This window comes from Kosmotoga sp., from assembly GCF_982836095.1.
Genome location: NZ_CEYIHJ010000020.1, coordinates 5,370 through 19,164, shown reverse-complemented (window position 1 = coordinate 19,164; position 13,795 = coordinate 5,370). Strand labels below are relative to the sequence as shown.

The following is a 13,795-nucleotide window of genomic DNA, read 5'->3' as shown; positions in this document are numbered from 1 at the left end:
GAAAAATGGATCTGGAAATTCGTTTCACAAAAATGGATGACAAAAGGATACTTGGAATAATAAGGGATATTACAGAGGAAACGAAAAACAAAAGAAGGCTGGAAAATTTTGTGAGTTTTAATCGTTCACTACTTGAAATTACCAATGAAATGCTTAGAGCTACTGATATTGAAAACGCATACCAATTACTACTTGAAAGATCCGTTGAGATTGTTCCGGGTGCTGAAGCCGGTAGTCTTCTGCTTAAAGACAAAGATGGATTGTACCGATTTTACGCGGCAGTGAATTACGATCTGAAAATGTTGAAAAAGATATATCTAAAACCTGAAGAGCTAATACAACGTGAAACTTCTGAAATACAGATAATAACTAGCTTCAATTCCAATAGAGAACTCGATAAGGAGCGCTATGAAATACTGGATAAATTCGGTAAAACAAACGCTATAAAGTCTATGCTTTCCATCCCGATAGAAATCGATGGAAAGATAATAGGCTTTTTCGGTTTAGATAGCCATTCATCTGCGGGGGCATTCGATAATGACTCAGTCGAGATGGCCAAATTACTAAGCCAACAGGTTTCAGGATTGCTTGAAAGGCTGCACCTTGAAGAAGAACTCAGAAAACAAAAACAACAATTGGAATGGCTTTCTGGAAGAGATCCCCTCACAGGATTGCCAAATAGAAGATTATTTTTTGAAAAAGCCTCAGCCTATCTAAGCCTGGCAAAGCGCAACCACTCACCGCTTAGCATCCTTTACATAGACCTTGACTTTTTCAAGGTTATCAACGATACCATGGGACATGATGTTGGAGACGAAGTGCTATTAAGAGTTGCGGAAAGGTTCCACCAAACTCTCAGGGAAAGCGATGTAGTAGCAAGAATAGGTGGCGATGAATTCATCTTTGTTTTACCCGAAACAGATTTTGAAGCGGCAAAAATCGTCAAGAAGAGAATTGAATTCAACTTACGTGAAGTTATGAAGCTAAAGAACGGAATTGTCACAGTAGGGGGGAGCGTAGGCATAGCAACATTTCCAGATGACGGAACAGAACTTGAACAATTGATAAAAGTCGCTGACCATCGCATGTATGAAACTAAACATTCAAGCAAGAGTACAAAGCCAAATAGTAGCAAGCCACTTTAGGTTTTTCCCCTAAGGTCGTGTATCCCTTTCAGGCAAAGAGCGCTACCGAAGGCAATGGTACCTAATTTCCCACCAGCACCTCCGAAATGCTCGACACTCATGAGGAAAAGAATACCCATTATTGTCCCGCTTAACAGCGCATCTAATTCATGCCTTACTATTCTCTTAGAGCTCATGCCTACAAAAGAAGCGCACATTGTGGCAGCAGCTATTGTGCTACCACTGTCTGGATAAACAACCGGAAATACTAGTCCAGCGATTAAACTCACAGCACTTGAAGAAGCTACGATATCCTTTTTTAACCTTATAGAGAGTATGTGTGTAAGCAACACACCGATAACGCTGAAAATAAAGATATACAAGCCAGTCATCATGGAAATTTTGTTTCCTTTAACCAGTTCGACTTTTGAAAGCCAGGAGAGTAGTATCCAGCTTGAAAAGGCTATTGCCCCCAATTTTCCTCCAATTCCTTTGTAAACTTTCTGTGATAGGATAAACAAAATGCCAGCGATAAAAGAAGCCATGAGCACGTGCGTAAAATCATGAAGTACCTTGGGGGATATCATACCAACGAAGGAGCCACAATAAATGGGCACGGAATATTTCTTAGCCAAAGAACTCCCTACTATCCCCACTAAGGATGCGGCAACTACTGCACCCAGCCCAAAGTAGATATTCAGGAGATATGATATAAGAGCTCCAGCAACCGTTGCCAATAATATCAACAGCGATACTGATTCACTATGATGAATTTTCTGCTCCTTAAGCTGTTTCTTAAACTCATTTTGCATCGAAAACACCGTTAATATAACTAACAGCAATAACACTGGAAACAGAAAAGGCTCATCTGCAAACGATGAAAAAAGGGTCATTAAAAAAAGTATTAGCGTAAAAGCAGAAAGTATAAAAAAAGCCATTAAACGCATTCACCCACCCCTAAAACAATTCTACATGATTTGTACTGTGAGATGCTAAAGATTCTCGAACCACGGTGTCGATGATATAATCATGATATAGGAGGGATAGCTTGAGCCGAAAAGAACAATTTGAGCGCGCAGCAAAAATTGAAGAAACCCTTAGAGCGATATATATAAGAATCAAGCGGGAGGGAAGAAAGGTTCTAAAAGATTTTCCGATAACCCCCGCTCAATTTGACGTGCTTCAGATTTTGTATTTTTCAGGAAGTAAACGCATGAGTGATATGAGCAGGATGCTTGGAATTACCAAGAGTACAACCACTGGTCTTGTCAAGCGCTTAATTGAGGGAGGGTTCATAGAAAAGAAGCGTTCTGATGAAGACAAGCGCTCTTATATTATCGACATTTCTCAAGAAGGCGTTAAGCTCATAGAAAAGGTGATTGAGCAAAGGGTTAATTATTTATACGAAATCCTTCTGGAACTCAAGTCCCATAAACCAGAAGATCTCCTCAAAATGCTCGGTGAGCTTTTAAATGCAATGAAGAAAAGCGGATAAGGGGGAATTTGCCTTGAAAAAAGTGCTATCTGTCTTTTTAACAGTGTTATTCATTGTTTCGATCTTTGCCGCTACCGGAACGGTGAGAATCAGCGCAAAGAAAATCTCAGGGAAAAAGGACCTCGTATATCTCACCGGAGATGTTTATATCGAGAAGGAAGGCGATGTATCGCTTACCACTGAAGCAGCCACCATGACAGCTAAAAATGGCAATTGGAATCACATAGAAACTTCTGGCTTGACCCATGTTAGTTTTTCTTCCGGTGATGCCACTTCTATGAACATGGTTTATGATCTTGATACATCCAGTGGGACACTTTTGCATAGAGTTACCGCTGTATTCAACAGTGATACCGGTGAAAGAAAAATCATGATAAAAAATGCCGAAAAACTCGATTTTGACTTGAACAGAAAAGAGTACAAAGGCGAATCGCTCCCCAAAAATGACAAAAATTTCAAACCTCTTGAAATTCAATATAAAGATGAACTCACAGCAAATTCCCTTTATTTTGAGTACAGTGAAAGCACAGGAATAATATTGCTTGAAGGAGAGGTATATGTAGACGATGTCAAGAATAGAAGGAAAATCCATGCCACTAAACTTTATTACAACACCAACGATGATTCTTTTGAAGGTGAAAACGTTTCGCTTGAAATGACATTCGAGGAGGATGGAAAGTGATAGATATAAAAATAGTCAGAAACAATCCAGAAGTAATTGAAGAAGCCCTCAAAAATCGCAATGTTGACCCTACCCTGCTTGAAGAGGTACTAAAGATTGATGTAGAAAGGCGTAAGGTTATCGCAGCAGCTGACAAGAAAAAAGCCGAAAGAAATGCGATCTCATCGAATATCGCAAAACTGATGTCAGAAGGGAAAAAGAACGAAGCCCAGGCGCTCAAAGATAAAGCTAAGAAAATATCCCAGGAGGTCAAAGAGCTCAATCAAAAAGCCGGTGAACTCGATGAACTTCTTAGAGCAAAACTTCTTTATATCCCCAATATACCGCACTCTAGCGTTCCAATTGGGTCCGATGAAAATGACAACGTAGTAGTAAGGAAATGGGGAGAGCCTCGAAGTTTTGATTTTGAACCCAAACCTCATTGGGAACTTGGCGTTCAGAGCGAGCAGATGGATTTCGATAGAGCGGCCAAATTAAGTGGTTCGAGGTTTGTGGTTTTGAGAAGCCAGCTCGCAAAGCTCGAGAGAGCCTTAATAAACTTCATGTTAGACCTTCACACTACCGAGCATGGCTATCAGGAAGTTTCGCTTCCTCATCTGGTTAAACGTGAAACAATGCTATCAACTGGCCAGCTTCCAAAATTCGAAGAGGAAGCCTACAAAACAGAGCCAGATGATCTGTTCCTAATTCCCACCGCTGAAGTCCCTTTGGTGGGACAACATAGAGACGAAATCCTCGAATTTAACAGTTTGCCGAGGAAGTATACAGCTTACACTCCCTGTTATAGACGGGAAGCAGGTAGCTATGGCCGAGATGTAAAGGGCATGATAAGAGTACATCAGTTTGATAAAGTAGAACTTGTCTGGTTTACCCATCCAGAGAGCTCCTACGATACACTTGAAACATTAACCGCAAATGCGGAGGAAGTGCTGAAAAGGCTAAAACTACCATACCGGGTGGTATCATTATGCTCAGGGGATTTGGGGTTCGCTGCCGCCAAAACCTATGACCTCGAAGTATGGCTCCCTTCTTACAATACATACAGAGAAATTTCTTCATGTAGCAATGTTGAGGATTTCCAGGCTAGAAGGGGTAACATACGCTTTAGAGATAGAGACAACAAACTGAAATTCGTACATACCCTTAATGGCTCCGGTTTAGCAGTTGGTAGAACACTGGTTGCCATTGTTGAAAATTATCAGCTTCCAGATGGGAGGATACAAGTCCCTGAAGTACTAATTCCTTATATGGGTTTGGAGGTAATCGCTTGAGTGCCCAACGCATTCTGGATCGATTCTGTCGAAAAAGATAGGGTATACCTTTCACCTTCTGAGGTGAACCACCTGAAGGTGTTGAGAGCCAGGATTGGAGAATTGTTTACCGGACTCGATGGAAAAGGGAATTTCTATCGTTTTCAGCTTGAAAAGTTAAGCAAAAGGGAAACAATTGGAAAGCTTTTGAGCGTTGAACATGTAAGTCGTGATATGAAGAAATTGACAATCCTGGTGGCTGCTACCAAGTGGCCGCGATTACGCTTGGTTGTGGAAAAGGCCGTAGAGCTTGGAATTGATCGAATTGAATTATTCAACAGTAAGCACAGTATAGCTAAAGTCTCAAAAGACAAGCTTGAAAAATTCCACTCAGTAATGCGCGAAGCATCCAAGCAATGCTTAAATCCGTATTTACCAGAGCTTCAAATCATGGGTTCAGTGGATCAAATTGCGTTAAGTGGCTCAACGAACCTGCTTCTGGATTTTTCCGGGAAATCTCTTCAAAGCTTTGCTGATAAAATTGCCACAAGTAGAAATGTTAGAATCTTAGTTGGACCAGAAGGCGGTTTTTCAAAGGACGAGTTGGAAAAATTTCAACACTTTAGTTCCGCTGTATCGTTGGGGAAAAGAATTCTCAGGGTTGAGACAGCTGTGATTGTCTCTGCCTTCTTCGCTTCTCTTCAAATGGGGAGATTTTGAGAAAGGGGTGAGATTCATGGAAAATCAAGCTTCCTTTATGAAACAATTCAGAGAAATTGAACACGAATATCGAGAAAAACTTTCCGAGGCAAAAACACCAGCTGAAGTTGGAGACACTTTTATAACCTACACCCACAAATTGCTTATCAAGGCTGGTGTAGAAGTTTCAAACAAGGCTGTTGAATACATCATTTTTGATCCTGAAGGCGAAGAAAACTTCAAATTTGAAAAGCCATTGGAAGAAAAATTAACAGGCATTTTCGAAAAGAGCGATCTTGACAACATTATCAAAAAAATGGCTTTAACAGCCAAGCATAGGCATACGCAAATTATCCGTGATTCTGACAGAACAGATATGTATAGAAGGCATGAATGATAGTTAATACTTGGGAGGGGTAGTATGGAATATCGTAAAGTGGGAAAATGGGGACTCAAAGTTAGCGAGCTTTCTTTAGGTTCCTGGTTAACTTTTGGAAACCAACTTGACATTGACAGCGCAAAAGAGGCAATGAAAGAAGCTTTCAAGCAGGGGATCAATTTCTTCGATACAGCTGAAGCCTATGCCAGTGGCATGGCAGAGTTCATTATGGGACAGGTCCTCAAAGAATTCAGAAGGACAGATATTGTAGTTTCCACGAAGATCTTCTGGGGTGGCAATGGTCCAAATGATAGAGGGCTTTCAAGAAAGCACCTTCTTGAAGGAACATGGAATTCTTTGAGAAGGCTCCAGCTTGACTATGTAGACCTTATATATTGCCACAGACCAGATCCAGAAACCCCCATAGAAGAAACAGTCCTCGCGATGGATTATATAGTTAGGAATGGATTAGCGCTGTACTGGGGGACTTCTGAATGGAGCGCAGACCAGCTTGAAGCGGCTCATAAAGCATGCAAAGAACTTAATTGTGTGCCTCCCATTGTTGAGCAGCCACTATATAACATGTTATCCAGAGAAAGGGTAGAAAAGGAATATTTACCAATATACGAAAAATATGGAATGGGATTAACAACATTCAGTCCGCTTGCCTCAGGTATTCTTACCGGTAAGTATAACAGTGGCATACCAGAAAACAGTAGATTGGCTCGCTTCCCGTGGCTTAGAAAGAATCTTGAAGAGCGGGGGCTGTTGAGCAACGAAACCCTTGGAAAAGTCAGGGAAATTGGCAAAATAGCCAAAGAATTTAGCGTGAAACTGTCCCAGCTCGCACTTGCCTGGTGTTTGAAAAACCCCAGAGTTAGCAGCGTAATTCTTGGAGTTAGCAATTCAGAACAACTCAAAGAAAACTTGAAAGCCATAGAGGTAAAAGAAAAGCTTACGGAAGACATTATGGAAAAGATAAAGAAGATTCTTGAATGACAGAAAAGCTAAGCAACGGGTTTAGGGTACTGAAAATCGGGTCTGGTGTTTAGTTATTAGTGTTTAGTAAGAATATAACCCAGACCCAATTTTTAATAGAGTGAGCCCGGAATATGGTATTATCTAATAAAACCCCGCAACTGGAGATGAGTATGAAAAAGCCAGAAAATAATATGACCCCAAGAGAAATTTTTGAAACGCTTTTTGACCTGACAAGGGTTTTTACTAAATATTTCTACGAGCAAGTAGAGATAGGTGAACTCAAAACTGCTGAGTTTTTTATTATGTTGCTTGTTCATTTCAAGGGACCCAAAAAAATGCATGAGCTTGCAGATGCTTTCAACATGACACGGGCAAACACAACGATACTTGTAGATAATATGGAGAAGAAGGGGTACCTTGAACGAGAACGTTCAAATGAGGACAGAAGAGTTGTTTATGTTCACATAACAAAGAAGGGAAAGAAACTTTGCGAAAGCATTGTGGATAACTTCAGTAACATGGTCGCTGACTTCCTTGCCAGAGTTCCAAAGGATGATATAGAAGTCATCGAAGATGCATTTGGAAGACTCACAAAACTTTTTGTGAGGGAAAATTAGCGAAGTACGTCTGCAAGAAAGGCATTCCATGCTTGAACAATACAGCCACCTTCAGGCAAAATTTCGGGAATTGACCCGGGCATTCCCCTTTTAAGGGCACTGTTAAGTGCTTCCAGCATTTTAATTTCCAATTCCACATCCTCATAATTTTTCGCAGCTTTCAAGGCAAGAATTGTAGGAAGGCTCCAGACTATTGAATTTTTATCAGTTGGCCCATATTCCCCAGCTTCAAAAATATTCAAAGGCAGAGAATGGATCATACCCTTTTCCGTAAAAAAACCCTCTTTTTTCATCCTTTTAATAACCTTTTTCCCGAGTTCTTTCGGAACTAGTCCAAAAGTCAGTGGATAAATCTGAATAAAATGCCCTTCAAAAAGCCTTTTTTCACCAGAAACAGCATCATAAAAAAGCTCCCCGTTGTTCCATATATTCGGAAAATTCCCTTGTAACTTTTCTAGCAACACTTTTGCCTGAGCACTATATCTTAGATGATTTATTAAACCGGTATCATTGAGTTCGAGCATTAAAGCGTAAAACCAACTCGCCGTATCAAGCATGGCAAAATTTGACGTTCCTGGAACTTCGACTACCCCTTCGCCAACAGGATAACCGTCATCGTTCAAAATGTTAAATAGCTTTTCGAAGGCTCTATCCACAAGTTCCATAAGATAAAGTTCATCTGTAAGAGAAACATATCGGGTAACCAAATAAGCAAAGGCTGGGATTTCATTTGTTCTGGCTTTGGCATAAACATGGCCCGTTAGTGTCACTTCATGGGGGGCTACACCATTCCCATGCTTGGCCAGATTTTCAATCGATGCTTTTACTAGCTCTATCTGAGGAGTGTGTAAAAGGCCCAGGCCGGTATAAACACTGTCAATCCCAAACCACCAGGGAAATTCGGGCAATCCTGCCGCATAGCCTTCTCCTGACTCTCTCGCGAAATAAAGATCCAGCGCGTTAAGCTGTACCCAAAATGTTATGTCTTTCCTGTATTGCGGCAGGTATCTCGAATAAAAGCTATTTTTTGCATTGACTATTTCATCAAAGGAAAAGCCAATGCCATGATCACAAATAACGCAAGTTAAAGGATTTGAGCTCGGGGTGATTATTATTTCCCGATCCCGTATGCCTATTAGCGAAGTGTTTGTATGAAGAACAAATTTCCTTTTGGCATTCAGGGATATTGTTACTACTGCGCCGGTACGCTTTCTTTTTATTTTGAGAACCGGATTAAAACTTTCATGTTTAAGCCAGGTTGCGCTGGGATCAACGCAAATTTTGAGAACATGTTCTGGTTGGTAATTCGATAGCTGCACAGAAAATGCAGGTTCGTTTGGATGAGCTGCGAATTCGAGCTGAGTTTCGCCAAATATGAGAGATTTATGATAAATGTTGTTCACGAACTTGTCTGAAACAAGTACTTCGCTCCCTTTTAGGAGAGTAATTGAAGAAATTAAACGTGTATTATCAATCCAGAGACCACCCATTTTACCTTTTACATGCCAACCGATATTCTCATTCTTCCCGTTAGCACGTCCAGTGTAATATGTCCTTCTGCCACTCTCATAAAAAAGAAAGTTCATTGTATCATCCCTTCAAACCAGTAGACACACTGCTTTCCACAAAATATTTCTGAAAACTCAAGAAGATAATTATCATAGGTATGGTCATGAGAATTGAAGCAGCCATCATATACTGCCAAAAAGTATAATAACTCGTTCTGTAAAAGTCTAGTCCCACAGTCAGTGTGTACATATTTTTGTCAGAAGTCATTAGAAGCGGCCACAGAAAGTCGTTCCATGTGCCTACAAAGGTGTATATTGCCAATGCGGCTATGGCTGGTTTGGAAATAGGCAGAACAATCTTTGTATAGGTTTTGAATATAGATGCCCCATCTATTTTAGCGGCTTCTTCTAACTCCCGGGGAATACCCATAAAGAATTGCCTCATGAGAAAAAGTCCGAAAACTCCCGTAAGCTTTGGTAAAAAAAGACCATAATAGGTGTTTACAAAACCGAATTTCACCATCAAATTGTAGTTTGGGATCATGGTAACATGCCCCGGAACCATCAACGTCGCGAGAAACATGGTAAACCAAAAGTTTTTTAGTGGAAAATTCAACCTTGCAAAGGCATAGCCCCCTAGCATGTCGAAGATCAAGTGCCCCAGAGTAACCATGACCGCGTACAAGATCGTATTTAAAATCCAGCGGGCATAAGGGGTAATTTGAAAAATTTGGAGGTAGTTTCCTATTGTCGCGGGTGCGCTGAAAACTTTTGGCGGCCATTGAAAGATATTGATATCAGGTGGCCATTTCATGATGTCCACACCGCGTTCTATTCCCTGTTCATCTTTATATTTCATTGGGGTTATAGATACTAACCCGGACCAGATGAACGGGAAAAGGGAAACAGCTGCATAGGCTATAAGAATCACATATGAAATTGTCAGGCCTATTTTCCACTTTTTATTCATGCAATTCACCCTTCTTAGAAATACGCTTCTTCTTTTATGAACTTTCTTTGTAATGTTGTAATGAGCAATATGATAAGGAATAAGACCATGGCTATTGCCGAGGCGTATCCCATATTGTGGTACTCAAATGCATTTTTGTAAATGTAATAGGAAATAGTGATATTTCGCATGTTTTTTATGAGAAAATAAATCTGGTCAAATACTTGCATACAGCCTATTATCCCCATAATTGAAACAAAAAGGATTTGGGGCCGTAGGAGTGGAAAGGTGATCTTCCAGAACCTTCTCCAGAATTTTGCACCATCTATTTCAGCAGCTTCATAAATCGTTCCAGGTATTCCCTGTAAGCCAGCTAGAAAGGTAACCATAAAATACCCTGCGGTTGTCCAGATGTTTAACACCATAATCGCTCCAAGTGCTGTATTAGGGTTATTAAGCCAATCAATGGGTTGCATGCCAAAGTATCCCAGCAATCTGTTTAGAACCCCGGGCTTTGAATATATTAGCCAGAATATCATGGATATAGCCGCAGAAGAAGAAATGGAAGGAATAAAAAAAACAGCTTTAAAAAAGCCACGCCCTCTTATCTTCATATTGGCCGCTACTGCAAGTAATATAGCTAGAAGAGTTTGAACTGGAACAACGATAACTGAATAAACGAAAGCATTTTTCAAGGAAATCCAGAAATACTGGTCTTTAATCATCTTCTTAAAATTGCTGAGACCTAAAAAGTCTGGGATATATCGCTTAAATAAATTACTTTCAGCCTTCATGTATTTTTCCATAAATTTCGAAACTGTCATCTCTTCTTTCAACTTACCAGCAAGAAAATCCTTTATGAGTCTTTCTGAGTCGAGATACTTCCTTATAGCTTCAATTTGTTTATCATTCAAATTCACTCCAACATCATAGAGAACAAAGTCCACTGGATTAAAAAAATTGGCAATTTCTTCATAAGAGACATCCTCTTCATCTGGAAAAACGGCGGTATGGAACATCATGGCTTCTTCCGGAATAAAGCGCATTTTGAATTTCTGGGCTTCTGTTGGCTGGTAATTTGTGAAGCTGTAATAAAGCCCTGCAAAAACAGGGTAAATCGTAAAAAGCAATATTGAAATAATTATAGGTGCCGCAAAGATATAACCTGCAATAGCTTCTCTGGCTTTTGAACTAAGTTTCACACCTATCACCTCAGGAAAACGGGCCGCAGAATCCTGCGACCCGCAAAGATCATTATTCAGAGACCCAGCTCATGTAGTTGGTTTGAATCTCATTTAAGGCTTGTTCAAGGCTTATTTTATCGTAGAAGAGATCTTTAAGTTTGCTATTGATCTGATCGTTAGCTTTGCTAAAAATTCCGCTTGGTGTAGGAACTCTCCACGGAATAGCATATGCTGCTCCAGCGTAGAACGCTTCTTTCATGGGATCGGTATCAGTAGCAGCTATAGATTTTCTTGAAGCGAGAACCCCGGCCCCTTTGACAAACATCTTTTGACCTTCCTTTGTTAAAAATTTGACTACTTCCCAGGCAGCATCTCTATTTCTTGTGTTCCGGTTAATGGACCAGGAAACTGTGTAAACCATAGTTGCATGGTTGATTAGATGAGGCATCTCAACAATACCGGTTTTATCCACCACGTCTGGGTATTGTCCCCTAAGGTAACCAAGGGTCCATGGACCTGTCATAGCCATAGCCACTGCTTCCTTGCCGAAAGCTTCACCAATCCAACCCGCTCCAAGGTTCGCAGGTTCCTGCGCCACTTTATATTTGTTTACCAAATCAAGATAGAACTGAATGGCAAATCTGGAATTAGGTTCTGTCAATCCCGTGTTGAGATCACCTTTGACAAGCTCACCGTTGGCAGCTATCACAAAGGGAATCAAACGGTTGAAATCAGGTGCAAGCACCAGAGGAGTTTCAAAGCCCTTTCTCTTTAGCTGGAGTGCTTTGTCAAGGAAATCGAACCAAGTATCTTCGCTTGTGGGATATTCCACGCCATATTTGTCAAAGATTTCCTTGTTATAGTAGAGCGCAAGTGTAGAAAAGTCCTTTGGAATACCATAGATTCTCCCTTTATAAGAAAACGCCTGTACAAGAGACGGGTAGAAATCATCGATGTCAAAATTATCCCTTTTTATGTACAGATCCAGAGGAAGAAGCATGTTTTGCCTTGCCATTTCTTCAAACCAGAAGGTATCTACGTAGAATATGTCTGGAGCAGTGCCTGCAGAGAACTGAGTGATGATCATTTGCCTGAAATCCCCTGGAATAGGGGTCCACTCTACTTGAATGTCACTATGTGTCTCATTGAATTTTTCTACTATGGATTTGATAACGCCTTCTTCAATGGGGTTTCCAGGCCAACCACTGATCTTGATGTTTATAACGGCGAGCGCACTAACAGAAAACGCAAATATTACCAGTAGAACCAAAAGCTTTTTCATAACTAACCCTCCCTTTTTTAAAAGTTTAAAGCTCGATTTATGGTAAAAAGCGTACCAATAGACCAGAGCTGAGGGGAACAACTCGCGGGGTATTCAACAATATCCCCATTTGCTTCTTCTTTGGAAAGCCCGCTGAAAAGCTCGGGAAGTCTTCTGTCATCAAACTTTTTCATTGCTTCAAGTAATGCTGAGGAAATTTTTTTTGCTTCCAGGGTGTAGCCGTGCTTTAGCAGTCCCATTATTATTATTGAATTGTCATGAGGCCAGACACTTCCATTGTGATATGAAAATGGATTGTACCTCTTCATATAGCTGGAAAGTGTTCTAACTCCCCAACCGCTGAAAAGTTCAGGAGAAAGCAGTCTTTTCACCACCGGGTCAACCTTGTCATCGTCAACAATACTGGTGAAAAGGCATTGACCGGGGTTAGAACTTATGGAATCTACCTTTCGCTTGTTTCCATCCAGAGCAAGGGCAAAATATTCTTCGTCTTCCAACCAAAAGTCTCTGTTGAAGTTGTGTCTCAGCGTTTTTGCCTTTTCGAGAATGATAGGTATTCTTTCCCTCTTTCCAAGACGTTCATAGATGTAAACAAGTGAGTGGTACGCCTGATATAAATATCCCTGTACTTCAACAAAAGCAACAGGGGGACGAGCGAGCTCTCCACTTTTAAAACTCACTGAGTCACCAGAATCTTTCCAGCCTTGTGTTTGTAATCCGCGTTCAGAAACTGGCAAATACTCAACATAGCCATCGCCATCGGCATCTCCGTATTCGTAAATCCATCTTTCTGCTGCTTCGATATTTGAAAGCAATTTCTTGACTGTTTCAAAGTCATCTGTCGATTTTAAGTATTCACCTGCGAGGATAATGTAAAGAAGAGTAGCGTCAATAGTACCGTAGTAGCTTCCAAAGGGAATCTGGTTGTTGAGCGAAAGATAATTGAGTCTCGCTTCATGGATGATCTTTCCCGGGGTGCTATCTCTGAAGTCATCCACTTCGTTTGCTTGAAAAACCCCAAGAACCTTGAGAACCGTTTTCGCAATTTCAGGAAGATCATTTAACGTTTGTAGAGCAAATATCAAACTATCTCTGCCAAAAATTGTGGCGTACCAGGGAAGCCCGGCAGCGGGAAAATCACCATATCTGGTGGGTATCATAAGCATCTTCAAATCCCCGATAGATTCTTTAATTGTGGTAGGCAGGTTGTCAATGGACTTTCCAGAGAACTTTACCGGTCTATCTTCAAGCATTTTTTTGAGCAAGCTTTCACTTTTCAACACTTTATGAAAATGCAAATAACCACTTAATTCTATCGATTCTCCCGGCCCTAAAGCGTAATACCCGGAGGGAAGCACTTTCTCAATATTGTAAAAAGCTGTGGCATCTTCATGTTCAAGTCCTTTATCACTATGCATTTCAGAATCCGCTTTTTCTTCAGAGAGGCCAAAATAAGAATCGTTCTGCTCCCTGACTACGAAAATATCCTCATAACTGCACTTTAGCACATAATTCAAGTTTATATCTACACTTCCACCGGAATAATTGTTTAACCTGAGCTTTATCAGAAGTCGGTTTCCTGAAAGTGATATTGTCTCTTCAAGGAACACATCAAAATGACTTGAAAGAGGCGAAGAACGAAGCA

14 protein-coding genes are annotated in these 13,795 nt (G+C 40.6%); 8 read left to right on the top strand and 6 right to left on the bottom strand.

Going from position 1 to position 13,795, the window contains the following annotated elements:
- Window positions 1-1,145, top strand: a 1,145-nt coding sequence (locus AC3LHT_RS02700) for a sensor domain-containing diguanylate cyclase (RefSeq protein WP_488661892.1), incomplete at its 5' end; no start/stop codon positions are given.
- Here the strand turns inward: AC3LHT_RS02700 and AC3LHT_RS02695 are convergent.
- Window positions 1,142-2,071, bottom strand: a complete 930-nt coding sequence (locus AC3LHT_RS02695; protein ID WP_488661891.1) for a hypothetical protein — start codon at window positions 2,069-2,071, stop codon at window positions 1,142-1,144. The two genes, AC3LHT_RS02700 and AC3LHT_RS02695, sit on opposite strands and share 4 nt — an antisense overlap.
- 101 nt (window positions 2,072-2,172) lie before the next feature.
- Here AC3LHT_RS02695 and AC3LHT_RS02690 point away from each other — a divergent pair, with 101 nt between their 5' ends.
- From AC3LHT_RS02690 to AC3LHT_RS02660, 7 genes are all read left to right on the top strand, one after another.
- Window positions 2,173-2,619: a MarR family winged helix-turn-helix transcriptional regulator gene (locus AC3LHT_RS02690; protein ID WP_290646832.1), complete on the top strand. Its 447-nt coding sequence runs from the start codon at window positions 2,173-2,175 to the stop codon at window positions 2,617-2,619.
- 13 nt (window positions 2,620-2,632) lie between these two features.
- Window positions 2,633-3,301 carry a hypothetical protein gene (locus tag AC3LHT_RS02685; protein WP_290646830.1) on the top strand — a complete coding sequence of 223 codons (669 nt, stop codon included), beginning with the start codon at window positions 2,633-2,635 and terminating at the stop codon, window positions 3,299-3,301.
- On the top strand, window positions 3,298-4,572 hold the full coding sequence (gene serS / locus AC3LHT_RS02680; RefSeq protein ID WP_488661890.1) for a serine--tRNA ligase: 1,275 nt from the start codon (window positions 3,298-3,300) through the stop codon (window positions 4,570-4,572). The genes AC3LHT_RS02685 and serS overlap by 4 nt, the downstream gene beginning before the upstream one ends.
- Entirely contained in the window at window positions 4,573-5,271 is a 699-nt protein-coding gene (locus tag AC3LHT_RS02675; protein WP_290666677.1) for an RsmE family RNA methyltransferase, read from the top strand. It abuts the gene before it with no gap.
- Between the two features lie 16 nt (window positions 5,272-5,287).
- Window positions 5,288-5,647, top strand: a complete 360-nt coding sequence (locus tag AC3LHT_RS02670; protein ID WP_290646824.1) for a hypothetical protein — start codon at window positions 5,288-5,290, stop codon at window positions 5,645-5,647.
- 24 nt (window positions 5,648-5,671) lie between these two features.
- Complete coding sequence (locus AC3LHT_RS02665) at window positions 5,672-6,628, top strand: potassium channel beta subunit family protein (protein WP_488661889.1); 957 nt, start codon at window positions 5,672-5,674, stop codon at window positions 6,626-6,628.
- Window positions 6,629-6,780: 152 nt separating this feature from the next.
- Complete coding sequence (locus AC3LHT_RS02660; RefSeq protein ID WP_290646821.1) at window positions 6,781-7,227, top strand: MarR family winged helix-turn-helix transcriptional regulator; 447 nt, start codon at window positions 6,781-6,783, stop codon at window positions 7,225-7,227.
- Here the strand turns inward: AC3LHT_RS02660 and AC3LHT_RS02655 are convergent.
- The 5 genes from AC3LHT_RS02655 to AC3LHT_RS02635 form a co-directional block, all read right to left on the bottom strand.
- Window positions 7,224-8,813 (bottom strand): glucosidase family protein, encoded by a 1,590-nt coding sequence (locus tag AC3LHT_RS02655; RefSeq protein WP_488661888.1) that lies wholly within the window; start codon window positions 8,811-8,813, stop codon window positions 7,224-7,226. The two genes, AC3LHT_RS02660 and AC3LHT_RS02655, sit on opposite strands and share 4 nt — an antisense overlap.
- A gap of 4 nt (window positions 8,814-8,817) precedes the next feature.
- The gene (locus AC3LHT_RS02650; protein WP_290646817.1) at window positions 8,818-9,705 is read right to left on the bottom strand and encodes a carbohydrate ABC transporter permease; all 888 of its coding nucleotides are present in this window, start codon (window positions 9,703-9,705) and stop codon (window positions 8,818-8,820) included.
- Window positions 9,706-9,719: 14 nt separating this feature from the next.
- Window positions 9,720-10,886 (bottom strand): carbohydrate ABC transporter permease, encoded by a 1,167-nt coding sequence (locus tag AC3LHT_RS02645; RefSeq protein ID WP_290646815.1) that lies wholly within the window; start codon window positions 10,884-10,886, stop codon window positions 9,720-9,722.
- Window positions 10,887-10,938: 52 nt separating this feature from the next.
- The gene (locus AC3LHT_RS02640) at window positions 10,939-12,150 is read right to left on the bottom strand and encodes an ABC transporter substrate-binding protein (protein ID WP_290646813.1); all 1,212 of its coding nucleotides are present in this window, start codon (window positions 12,148-12,150) and stop codon (window positions 10,939-10,941) included.
- A 17-nt stretch (window positions 12,151-12,167) separates the two neighbouring features.
- The coding region (locus AC3LHT_RS02635; protein ID WP_488661887.1) for an amylo-alpha-1,6-glucosidase at window positions 12,168-13,795 on the bottom strand (1,628 nt) is incomplete at its 5' end.